Origin of the sequence: Clostridium sp. DFI.1.208, assembly GCF_024463855.1 — a bacterium.
In the GTDB taxonomy this organism is placed as follows: domain Bacteria; phylum Bacillota_I; class Bacilli_A; order Erysipelotrichales; family Erysipelotrichaceae; genus Clostridium_AQ.
Genome location: NZ_JANGCA010000084.1, coordinates 1 through 12,112, shown reverse-complemented (window position 1 = coordinate 12,112; position 12,112 = coordinate 1). Strand labels below are relative to the sequence as shown.

The window sequence follows — 12,112 nt, the reverse complement described above, 5'->3', positions numbered from 1 at the left end:
CATTTTTGGCATAATAAATGGCAGAAACGTCGACTATTTTTGGGTTTATGAAGTACGTTTCTGCCACAGATATTCTATCAGATTTTAAAAAGACTGTCGACAGTCACTTTGTCAACAGTCTGAAACCCGCCATAGCGGGTCTATTTATCGTTCAGCTTTGCAATCAGTGCAGGCAATTCACGTATATCCTGCACGACATAATCGGCTCCTGCCTGTATATACTCCTTGCGCAGGCGTGCACATAGCGCTTCCTTTTCCTGTGCGCTGAGTGCCTCGTACTCCGTTTGCGTCAGTCCCATCAGGGAGCTTCCCTCCAGAATTCCAACAGAGATCACACCTGCCGCAACGCCTTCCTTAATATCAGAGATTGTATCCCCTACCTTAACGGCTGCGTGTACATCACGGATATGCAGCTGCTTCAGGTTCTCAAAAATCATATACGGGTATGGTCTTCCATAGTTATCCACGCTGTTCGGTGAAATCCAGAAATCCGGAGCATAGCCCTTTTCCTTTGCGACACGCGTTACAACCGTCATCATCTGATCGGTATAGCCGGTGGTAGAGCCAATCGCCAGTCCCATAGCCCGCAGCCTTGCAATCGTTTCCACGACATAGGGCTTCGGGTCGGCAAACTGATCCAGTATGCTCATCAACTTTTCCGTAAAGGTATCATGCATTGCATCGATATCCGCTTCCGTTACTGCACGGCCATGTGCGCTTTTCCACAATCCCTCAATTCTCGGCATTTCCAGCATGGTCTTGATGTGATCACGCTTCAGCATCCCCATCGGCTTTCTCGTTTCCTCCATCGTAACCTCCATGCCAAACGCATGAAATACCTCCACAAATGCCTGTACCGGTGCAAAGCAGCCGTAATCTACCGTCGTTCCTGCCCAGTCAAATATAATTCCCTCTATTTTCATATCAGTTTCCTCTGCTTTCCATATACTCTTTCATAATCTGTGCCAGCCGCAGGATATCCTCCTCATAAATCTCACCAATCGTTCCGATGCGGAAGGTATCCTTATCCGTCAGCTTTCCCGGATAAATCGCATAGCCTCGCTCCTTGATAAAGCGATACATCTGTGCGAAATCAAAATCTGTTTCCGGATACAGGAAGGTTGTGATGATTGGACCCTGTACCGCCTTTTCCACATAAGGATGGAAGCCAAGCTTGCCGAATTCCTCAATCAATACATCACGATTATGTGCATAGCGTTTACTTCTTGCAGGAATACCGCCTTCCTTTTGCAGCTCCTCCATCGCCTTGGCAAATGCCAGAACAACATGCGTAGGAGAGGTATAGCGCCATTTTCCATCCTTCTCCATGCCGGCCCACTGATCGTACAGGTCCAAGGACAGGCTGCGTGCACAGCCTTTAGAAGCGACCAACAGCTCTCTTCTTGCGATGATAAAGGAGAAGCCTGGAACCCCCTGAATACACTTATTGGCTGAGCTTACCAGAAAATCGATGTGCCAGTCATGCATCGGAATATCCACACCGGCAAAGCTTGACATCGCATCCACGATAAAGACCTTATGATACGTCTTTGCCAGCTCGCCAATGGATTGAATATCATTGAGAATGCCGGTTGTCGTTTCACTGTGAATCATTGCGATATGCGTAATTTCCGGATGCTGCTGCAGCGCTTCCTCTGCTTTCATCCGATCCGGTATTTTATCATAATCCTGTGCAATATGAACGCAGTTAATGTGATGATAGCGACACATTGCGGCGATTCGTTCCCCATAAGCGCCATTGCTGAGCAGCAGCAGACAGCCATCTTCAGGAATCACACTGGAAATCACACTTTCCACACCGAAGGTGCCGGAGCCCTGCATCAGTACGGTTGTATATGCAGTCTCATCGACATGTGCCAGCTGCAGCAGCTCTCTTCGGATCCGCTGCGTAATCTGCTTATAATCCTCATCCCATGTACAGTGGTCAAACAGCATCTCCTGCTTTACACTGTCTGTTGTCGTCAGTGGTCCCGGTGTTAATAGCTTGTATGTTTTCATTTGTCTTCTCTCCTTATTTTCTACAGCCTTCAAAGAATGCCTGATGCTCTTCTAAAAGCTCTACACTCAATGCTCTCTTAAATACCCGCGGATATTTACTTGCATATTTTTTCTCCACCTGTTCGCCTTCATAAAGTGCAGTTGGATAGGTATACAGAATATCTCTTCTCCCATTTTCCATAATGCAGCGTGCCATAGCCATTGCCGTCTTATTCACGTTTTCCTTTTTTACAACGGCAATGCTTTCCGTAAGGGAATAATTGCCTTCAATCGGATCAATACAGTCGATAGGAAGTCCCTTTTCCTTATCCGCAAGGGCCTGATGCCGCAGCCCGAAGGCAATGCCGACCTCTCCGGAGCGTACCTTTTTCAAAGGACCTGAGCCACTGGATTCCAGATGCGGACCGACATTATCAAGGATTGCGGTTAGGATTTCTTTGCCCTCCGCTTCCCCATAAGTATCCAGCAATGCCTGTACGAGTAGCCAGCCGGTACTGCTTGCCTTGATATCAGGTATTGAAATCATTCCCTTATATTTCGGATTCGCAAGCTCCTTCAGGGAGACTGGCACCGGCAGCTGCTTTTCCTTCAGTACGCTGGTATTCACAATCATCGCTCCCTCCAATGCCGTCAGCGGAGTATCGTAATCGGAATAGGTTTTCAGTGTCGGTGTCGGAAAGGTCAGCTTATCAAACATATCGTTTTTTTGCTGGGCACTGTCTATATAATAGGAGCTCATCGTGATAATATCCGCTTCCAGATTCTTACCTTCCGCCATGATTTTTCCACCAAGCTCACTCGTTCCAAACGATTGCAGGACATATTGATCCTGAAAGCCGTTTTCATCCAGTGCATGCTGTATCGCCACCAGTGCTTCCTCATCCGCATTGGAGTAAATTACTACAGGCTCCTTTCCCTGTCCGAATACGAAGGTGAACAGCACAACACCGCCGGCAAGAATGCCAAGTGCATATTTCTTCATACGGACACTTCTTGCTTTCTTCTCCTCCTTCTTCTGTGTAACGAAGAGAATGATTCCCTTTACCAGCAGATTTGTCAGAAGGATCAGTAGAGACAGAACGAAAATCTGATCGAATTTCGCAAAATGCTGCAGCTCCTTGATCTTGGTTGTCAGCACTGCTGTTTTTGCGCCAACAATGAAAATCAGGGCAGAAATCGTCACCATGGAATTGATGAAATAATAGCTGAACATCTCCAGTATCGTGCTTTTGGAATTGGGAATAACCACTCTTCGTATCGTTTTGAACCAGCTGTCCCCCATCAGCATTGCCGTAGTTTCATAGGAGGTATTCAGCTTTCCCAGTGTGTTCTTCGCCATCACATACGGGGTGGAGAAGAAATGAATCATATTACAGAGAATGATGATCCAGAAGGTGTTTTGCAGCGGTGTGCCGCTGAATGCGAACAGGAAGGCAATACCGATGACCATTCCCGGTATGGTATTGGCTATACTGCTGATGGCATCAATACTTTTTCTGCACAGTACAGGAAGCGTGCTGCGTGTCGTCACAAGAGCCGAGCCATACGCGACCAGTGTTCCACAAGCCGCTGTGCCCAGGGATACAATGAGTGAATTGCGGTAAACCGACAATAAGTTGGCACTGGCCAGCGTATCTGTGAAATGCTGCAGGGAAAAGCTGATATCATACGGCCATTCCTTTACAAACGGCAGCAGGATGATAACTGTAAATACAAGCAGAATACTGCATAGGATAAGACCTGAGCCAAGACCGCACCACAAATCACGCCCCTTGTTTTCCGGCAGCTCAATGCTGCTGATTTTATTGTAGCGAACATTATAGCGTTCCAGATAGTTCAGAAGAACGATACTGATGATGGAAGGAAGCAGCATCATCATGGCGACAACCGCACCGTTGCTGAAGTTCGGGATGGAGCCGAGCATTTCATTGTACAGCGTGGTTGCGACAACCGCAAACTCGCCACCAACGGCCGCCGGGATACCAAAGTCGGTAAAGCTCAGAAAGAATGCCTGAAGAAAGGCTGCCGCAAGGGTTGGAATCATCGGTGACAGGGCGGTCATCCAGAAGCGCTTCCCTCCGGAATCCCCCATGATTTTTGAAACGATAATAAATTTCTTATCAATGAATTTCATCGTATTGTTCACAAGCAAAAAGGCAATCGGCAGCGTATAGATCACATAACCGATCAGAAGACCGTTGAAGCCGTATATATCAAACAGCTGCACATGCAGCAGCTTACTCAGCAGTCCCTGCTTTCCGAATGTATATATAATGGCAAAGCCATAGGTGATCGTAGGCAGGAGCATCGGCAGAGTGGCAATACTGCGGATTCCCTTCTTCAGCCTCTGCGATATATTGGTATAATTGATGGTGTAGGCCATAAGAAAGGCAAGCAGTGTTGTCACCAGGGCACTGATGCCGGATACGGTGAAGCTGTTGGCAAAGGCGTTCACAAATTTGTCGCTGAAGATCAAATCACGATAATGCTGCAGTGTCAGCGAGGCTCCGCTTTCAAAGGATTTATACAGTAGAATGGCGACCGGCATAAAGAGAAATACGAGAAACAAAACTGCCAGAACCACATAGATTCCCTTTAGCTCCAGCTGCTTTTTATGCATATGTTTCTCCAAACAGCGTAAAGATATTATTGCGTTTGATCTCCAGCTGGTTCAGGATGAATTCCTTCACAAAGCTGTTTTGCGGATGCTCGATGATATCCTTTGGCTTCGCATACTGGGAAATGCTGCCATCCTTCATGATCAGCACGCGGTCAGATAAGGTCAGCGCCTCCTCCGGATCGTGGGTGACAATGATCGTTGTCAGGTGAAATTCCTTGGCGATCGTTTTGATCTTCTCCTTGATGCTTTCCTTGATGACACCATCCAGCGCACTCAGCGGCTCATCGAGCAATAAAATTTTCGGTTTCATGACCATGGTTCTGGCTAGTGCCACACGCTGCTTCTGGCCGCCGGACAGCTGGTCGATGTGCTTATCCAGATGCTGAGAAAGCCCCAGCAGCTCAATCAGCTCATTCACCTCCTGCTGTGTGGAAATACCGGGCTTATTCTTCAGACCATAGGTGATATTTTCATAGGCGTTCAGATTCGGAAACAGGGCATAGTCCTGAAATACGATATTGAAGCCGCGCTCCTCCATGGATACTCCGGTGACATCCTGTCCGTTGAATACCACACTCCCGCTGTCAATGTCTGTAATGCCCAGTATACAATTCAGCAGGGTTGTTTTTCCGCTTCCGCTCGGTCCCAGAATGGAAACGATTTCCCCGGTCTCTATCGATAGACTGATTCCGTTGAGAATCGATGTCTGATCATACGATTTCTTCAGATTATTCAGTGTCAGCATACTTCACTCTCCTCATCGCGATGGTTTTACTCGCTTGTGTCCATTATAGAAAAGTGAAAAAAGATTACAATAGCTTTCATCAAGTGTTAACGCCCTTTTTACCAACCCTTAACATTTTATAAATTATGTAAATTCTCTGTTATATTTCCTGCTTCGCCTGGCATATGTTCACAGAAAAGCAATGAAAAGAGCTGTTATTTAACGAATTGGTAAATAACAGCTCTTCTATGTTCATAATTCAATTTCATAGACAAAAAATGAATATTTTGCAGGATTCGTGCAAGGAACGGCTTTTAATTTGAATTTTCCTGTCATTTTTAATGCATGGCGGTATATAAAGCAACCAGAATGGTGATATGCAGGGGATAGAAGGTATAGAAGATCCATTTTGGCAGGGTTCCTTTTTTACCGTTATACCGGGATAACAGCAGCAAAGACAACGAAGCGTAGAGGATATATAGGAAAGTATACAGCAGATCATCTGCCTGCAGGCTTTGTCCCTGTATGAGAAGAGTGAAGGCTTCCAGTAAGATGACCCCTCCCAGACGATACAGACGATATTGATTGCTTCCGTAATAGCAGACAAAAATTGCCAGAACACCAAGGGCACCGTAGTATGTTTGCAGGAAATATGCGAGGAGCATGCAGAGCAACAAGGGAAGAAGGGAGAGCTTTTGAAGCGCTTGTCTGCTTCGGAATGCATTATAGGCCATAATAGCAGCGGCTCCCAGAAAAAGGGTGAAAAAAATGTTCGTTAAAGCAAGGTGTAGAGTGAGCGGAGCATCCAGCAAAATACAAATCATATACTGAAAGGGGATTTCCGATATCAGCCCCATAATCAGCAATCGAATCAGGTAGGCGCTGCGATTGCGGGTTCTGCGGCAGCCCTCCGCTATGAAAAATGCAAAAATCCAGAAGGAGGCGGCGCCAAGCATGCCAATCAGCTGAATTCCCCACTGTATTACCTCCTGTGGCATGGTGGTATGAGCCAGAAGAAAATCCAGTATATCAAAACAGAAAATCTTATATATATGGTCCAGCAGCATCAGCCCCATTGCAATCAGCTTCAAGGACGCCTGATTCAGTGTTATATTCTTCATCTGCTTTCTCAGTCGATATAACGTTGTTCTTGTCGTTTCCACCAGCCTTGCGCCTGCTTTTCTCCATAAATTTACCCAAGCTGTACTATTCCATTATAATATACAAAGCACACGATGCCAATAGCTGTGATAGCTCACCTCCACAAAATAAGAGACGCTCTGAAACAGAAAAAACAACTTTCCTGACAACAGACACAGTAACATCTGCTCAATTTCTCTGCACTCAGCCATATGTATTATAAAAAAAGAAACAGGTGTAGGCTAAGCCCGTTCCTGTTTCTCCTGTTTCATACGTGCGTGGGTTCAGTCCATGCACGTATTTTATTCCTTTTCCGATTCCTTACCCGTCATATCCTGATACAGCTCCATATCCATCAGCTCCAGCTGACGGTCAACCATGATCGCATTCGTCAGTGATCCGGATACATTCAGCATCGTACGCATCATATCGATAATGGGATCAATCGCCAGAATCGGTGTGATATAGGCAAAGGATGCGCCAAGACCGACACCGGAGAGTGAAACAGAGGCTGCCATGGTACTTGTTCCCGGAATGCCGGCAATACCGATGGAGCCAATGGTGATGACGATGATGGACATGATGATCAAACTGATGTCAATCGGTGTTCCACTGGTATTCGCCACATAGACTATCAAAAGCGCCGGAAATACACCGGCACAGCCCTGCATACCGGCTGTGGTTCCAAAGCTGGACACAAAGCTTGCGGTTCCCTGTGACACACCGAGCTTTTGCGTCAGTGTATCAATCGTTGCCGGCAGAACCCCCAGAGAGCTTCGGGAGGTGAAGGCAAGCAGTAACAGAGAATAGCTTTTCTTCAAATACGTAATCGGATTGACCTTGAAGAAGGAAATGGCGAGCAGCTGGATGAGCAGTTGTACCAGACATGCGATATACAAAATTACAATGAATTTTCCAACCTCCAGAATGCTGTTCAATCCGCGCTGTGCAATCGTATTCGCCAACAATGCCAAAACCGCATACGGCATTCCTTTAATAATCGTCATGGCAATACTGATGATAATCTTGTGCAGAGCATCGATCAGCTCATAAAACACCTTCATGGTATCCGGGTGCTTTTTCTGCATACGGCGTGCCGCAAGCCCGAAAAATGCGGAGAAGATTACCAGTCCAACAACATTGCTGTTGACCATGGCTTCCACAGGATTGGCAGGTATCAGATTGCGCAGAGTCGTCACAACCGGTACGACCTCCTTCATCTCTCCGTTTGTGATGGATGCGGCACTTCCGCTGCCTCCAAGCTGAAAGACGATTCCCAGTGTCAGACCGACAACAGCGGCAACGGCCACCATACCCATGGTAGTAAGAATACTGTGTTTTACAAGCTTGCGTACATTTTCACGCTCATCCATATGAAGGATAACATGAATGATGGAAACCATGACAAGCGGAATTACCAGCATACGGATAAAATCAATGAAGCCGTTACCGATAAGCGAATACCACAGTGTCGTTTCATTCACAAACGGAATCTTCATCGGGTCTGCCGCAAAACCGGATACCGCCTGCATGGCAAGTCCCAGTGCCAGACCGAGCACAGTCGCAATCAGCACCTTGCTGGAAAAGCTGAATTTTTTCTTTGGAAGCTTATATACTGCAAAAGCCAGCAGCAGATAGGCGATGAGAAACACAATGGTTTTCCACTCACTGATCATCAGAAACTGGCTTAGAAACACGTTTTTCATAAAACCCCTCCTCGTTGTACCTGACTATCATATACAAGCAGCTTTGTTTTTTCAAGTCATATGCTTACTGCTCTTTTATGTTATGAACCATATCCAAGCTTTTATACCTGTTTTTTATCATATGCTGTTTAAAAGCCCTCGGTACAGGCGAAAACAGCAGCTTGCTTTCCTTAACCCACATTTTGCAGGCATGAAAAGGAAATGTGCATTTTTGAGAACATCTGCAAACAGAAAAACGACCTGCCGATAGCAAGTCATTTTGTACTTATTCCTTTGTTTTTTTCGTATCCGCATAGGTTACGTGGACCAGATAAAGTCCTTCCGCCTGTGCCTTATACCGGCACAGATGCTTATCTTGCCCATACAGCATCTGTTTGACATCCGCAACATCCAGACGATGCTTGCCTGCTTCAATCAGGGTCTGTGCAATCATACGCACCATATAGCGCAAAAAACCGTTCCCCTCGAAAACAAGGCGGACAGCATGCTCCTCCTGTACGATATCCAAACGGGTGATGGTTTTGACCTTTGATTTGCGCGGATCAAGCTTGCTGCTGGTGAAGCTTGTAAAATCATGGGTTCCCAGAAACACTCTGGCACATTCACTCATACGTTTTACATCCAGCACCTTGCGATCCTTCCCCATATAATGATAATAAAACGGATTGTTCACATCCGTTGTAATCAGATAATCATAGCGCTTGCTTACCGCATGAAAGCGTGCGTGGAAGTCATCCTCTACAAGACATACATCCTGTATCCGGATATCGTGAGGAAGCAGGGAATTTAAAGCACGCCTCCAGTTCTCCGGTGCCAGATCCTTAGCGGAATCAAAATGAAATACCTGTCCGAGTGCATGCACATGGGCATCTGTTCTTCCACTTGCCGTAATACGGATAAAGCTGCCTTCGATTTTTTCCATGGCTGCTTCAATTTCCTGCTGTATGGAATGCGTATTCGTCTGCCGCTGCCAGCCTCCGTAGGCAGTACCGTCATAGCTGAGAATCACCTTATATCTAGGCATACAGCATCATAGCAACCATTGCAGCGAAAACCAGAACAGATGCACTAAGCAGAACATAATCTCTGCCTTCCATCTTCAGCTGCTTATAGCGCGTCCGCATACGGTTGGGGATATAGCCTCTTGCCTCCATGGCATACGCCAGATCCTCGGCACGCTGGAATGCAGATACAAACAGCGGTACAATCAGAGAAAGAATCGCCTTCACCTTTTCCATCAGGCTTCCCTCCTCCATATCCACACCACGGGATGCCTGCGCCTTCATGATGCGCTGTGTTTCTTCAATCAGCGTTGGAATAAAGCGCAGCGCGATGGAAATCATCATGGCAATTTCATGAGCAGGTACATGAATGACCTGAAACGGCTTCAGCAGGTCTTCGATTCCCAGCGTCAGCTCCAGCGGCTTTGTGGTGGCAGTCAGAATTGTGGTAATCATAATCATTAAAGCAAGACGGACAACGATATACAGGGTCTGTGCAATTGCCCCGGTGTAGACAGAAAATCCGAATATGGTAAACAGAACATCCCCGTCACGGATAACCAGCAGATTGATGATGAGCAGAAACGTCAGCATGAACAGCATCGGCTTCATTGCTCTCCATAAAAAGGACAGCTTTAAACGTGCCAGCAGAGCAGTTCCGATGACCGCAGCCGCAATAACTCCATAGCCCGCATAGCCTGCCGGTATGAAAATCGCAATCATCATAATCAGCATGGCACCGATTTTGGCTCTGGGATCCATATGATGAATGATGGAATCCAGCGGCAGATATTTTCCAAGTGCGATATTATTCATGCTTCTTCACCTCACAAGCGACAGCCGCAGCCAGCTTGTCCATGTCCAGCAGAGTGCGGTCGATGGAAAAGCCGCGGCGAATCAGCTCTTCCCGAAGCCGTATCACAGCCGGGGGATTGATATTCAGCTCCTGCAGGAGCTCTACGGTTTCAAAGAAGTACTGCACATCACAGTGCTTTTTGATGCTTCCGTCCTGAACAACGACAACCTCTTCACAATATTGTAATACATGCTCCATATCATGTGTTACGATCAAAACGGTTTTTCCGTATTTCTTATTCATATCCACAAACAGCCGCATCATATCGCTGGCTCCCTGCGGATCCAGTCCGGCTGTCGGCTCATCCAGTACAAGCACATCCGGGTTCATGGCAAGGATTCCGGCAATGGCAATTCTTCGCTTCTGTCCCCCGGATAAATCAAACGGTGAGCGCTGCAGGTAGCTTTCATCCAAACCGACGACCTTCAGTACCTCCTTCGCACGCTGTGCCGCTTCCTCAGCACTGACGCCGAAATTCTTCGGTCCGAAGCTGATATCCTTTTCAATGGTTTCTTCAAACAGCTGATATTCCGGAAACTGGAACACCAGACCGACCAGACGGCGCAGCTCCTTCAGATTTTTTGGCTTGCTGCCGGCGGTAATCGTTTTATCCAGAATCTGCACTTCTCCCTCCGTAGGAAGCAGCAGCGCATTCAGATGCTGTACCAGGGTAGACTTTCCACTGCCGGTTTCACCGATAATGGCAGTTACCCTACCCTCGGGAATCTCCAGATCAATGCCCTTTAAGGCTGCATAGGAAAACGGAGAATCCGCATTATAGGTATGTGCTACTTTTCGAAATGTAATCGGCATACTTCATCCACCACCTTTTCCATCGTTGTGCAATCCATCATATCCACACCATGTGCACGCATGGCCTTTGTGAACTTTAAGGCAAACGGTATATCCAGCTGAAGATCGATCAGCTCTTTTTCTTTTCTTAAAATATCGTCAGGAAGTCCCTTCATAACCACGTGTCCGCCATCCATGACGATGACATAGTCCGACTTACTGACCTCTTCAATGTCATGGGTTATCGAAATAATTGTAATCTTGCTTTCTTTATGAATTTCCTGAATCAGCTCATTGATTTCCGCTTTTCCCTGCGGGTCCAGCATACTCGTGGATTCATCAAAAATAAGAATCTGCGGAGACATGGCAAGAACACCGGCGATTGCCACACGCTGCTTCTGCCCGCCGGACAGCTTGGTCGGTTCACTCTGCATATATTCCGTCATTTTCACCTTCTGTGCAAAACGTTCGATAATCGGCTGCATTTTTTCCATTTCCACCTGATGATTTTCCAACCCGAACGCGATATCATCCGCTACGGTAGCGCCGATAAACTGGTTGTCGGGATTCTGAAACACGATTCCCACCTTATTGCGAATATCATACAGGGTGTCCATGCTCAGTTCATCCTGATCCACATAAATATGTCCCTGATCCTTATCCAGCAAACCGATCAACAGCTTAGCAATCGTTGACTTGCCGCTTCCGTTATGTCCGATAATGGTTGTATAGCTTCCCTCTTCAATTGAAAAAGAAACATGCTCCACTGCATTTGTTTCCTTATCATAAGAGAAGGTCAGATCCTCCACACGTATTTTTTCCATGTTCTCACCTCAAAATTATAGCGTTTTTATTATACAACGAATCGAAAGTGAACACAATAAATCTACTGTGTAAAACAAAACTAACAGCATAAACCATGGATTCTTCCTTATATGTATGAGGTTTCTTCATGCTTTTTCGGTTCTGGTATGTAAAGCAGAGAAACCATCAATTCTTCATTATATAAACAGCGATTATGCTGTATCCTATATAAAATTTTTTCACCTGCTGATTTACGGATGTCACCCGCGTTAAACATCCTGTTCTTTATCAATGAAAAGCAGGATAATCAATAAAATTATCCTGCTTCAGACTGTTGACAAAGTGACTGTCGACAGTCTTTTTAAAATCTGATAGAATATCTGTGGCAGAAACGTACTTCATAAACCCAAAAATAGTCGACGTTTCTGCCATTTATTATGCCAAAAATGA

General features: G+C 46.2%; 10 protein-coding genes. All 10 read right to left on the bottom strand.

Going from position 1 to position 12,112, the window contains the following annotated elements; all coding sequences use genetic code 11:
- Positions 1-140: 140 nt before the first annotated feature.
- The 10 genes from phnX to NE665_RS22070 all read right to left on the bottom strand — a co-directional run bounded on the left by phnX (position 141) and on the right by NE665_RS22070 (position 11,682).
- Positions 141-923: a phosphonoacetaldehyde hydrolase gene (phnX, locus tag NE665_RS22115; protein ID WP_117443725.1), complete on the bottom strand. Its 783-nt coding sequence runs from the start codon at positions 921-923 to the stop codon at positions 141-143.
- Position 924: 1 nt separating this feature from the next.
- Positions 925-2,019, bottom strand: coding sequence for a 2-aminoethylphosphonate--pyruvate transaminase (gene phnW / locus NE665_RS22110; protein WP_117443724.1), 1,095 nt, complete (start codon positions 2,017-2,019; stop codon positions 925-927).
- 13 nt (positions 2,020-2,032) lie between these two features.
- Entirely contained in the window at positions 2,033-4,639 is a 2,607-nt protein-coding gene (locus tag NE665_RS22105; protein ID WP_117443723.1) for an ABC transporter permease subunit, read from the bottom strand.
- Positions 4,632-5,384 (bottom strand): ABC transporter ATP-binding protein, encoded by a 753-nt coding sequence (locus NE665_RS22100; RefSeq protein WP_065530675.1) that lies wholly within the window; start codon positions 5,382-5,384, stop codon positions 4,632-4,634. The genes NE665_RS22105 and NE665_RS22100 overlap by 8 nt, the downstream gene beginning before the upstream one ends.
- 317 nt (positions 5,385-5,701) lie before the next feature.
- Positions 5,702-6,526 (bottom strand): TraX family protein, encoded by an 825-nt coding sequence (locus NE665_RS22095; RefSeq protein WP_233104826.1) that lies wholly within the window; start codon positions 6,524-6,526, stop codon positions 5,702-5,704.
- Positions 6,527-6,805: 279 nt separating this feature from the next.
- Positions 6,806-8,209 (bottom strand): cation:dicarboxylase symporter family transporter, encoded by a 1,404-nt coding sequence (locus NE665_RS22090; RefSeq protein WP_117443722.1) that lies wholly within the window; start codon positions 8,207-8,209, stop codon positions 6,806-6,808.
- A gap of 265 nt (positions 8,210-8,474) precedes the next feature.
- A complete protein-coding gene (truA, locus tag NE665_RS22085) occupies positions 8,475-9,233 on the bottom strand; it encodes a tRNA pseudouridine(38-40) synthase TruA (protein WP_002607462.1) in 759 nt (252 codons plus the stop codon).
- Positions 9,226-10,026, bottom strand: coding sequence for an energy-coupling factor transporter transmembrane component T (locus NE665_RS22080; RefSeq protein WP_002607461.1), 801 nt, complete (start codon positions 10,024-10,026; stop codon positions 9,226-9,228). The genes truA and NE665_RS22080 overlap by 8 nt, the downstream gene beginning before the upstream one ends.
- Positions 10,019-10,879: an energy-coupling factor transporter ATPase gene (locus NE665_RS22075; protein WP_233104825.1), complete on the bottom strand. Its 861-nt coding sequence runs from the start codon at positions 10,877-10,879 to the stop codon at positions 10,019-10,021. The genes NE665_RS22080 and NE665_RS22075 overlap by 8 nt, the downstream gene beginning before the upstream one ends.
- Entirely contained in the window at positions 10,855-11,682 is an 828-nt protein-coding gene (locus NE665_RS22070; RefSeq protein WP_117443721.1) for an energy-coupling factor transporter ATPase, read from the bottom strand. Before NE665_RS22070 ends, NE665_RS22075 begins: the two co-directional genes overlap by 25 nt.
- Positions 11,683-12,112: the final 430 nt, after the last annotated feature.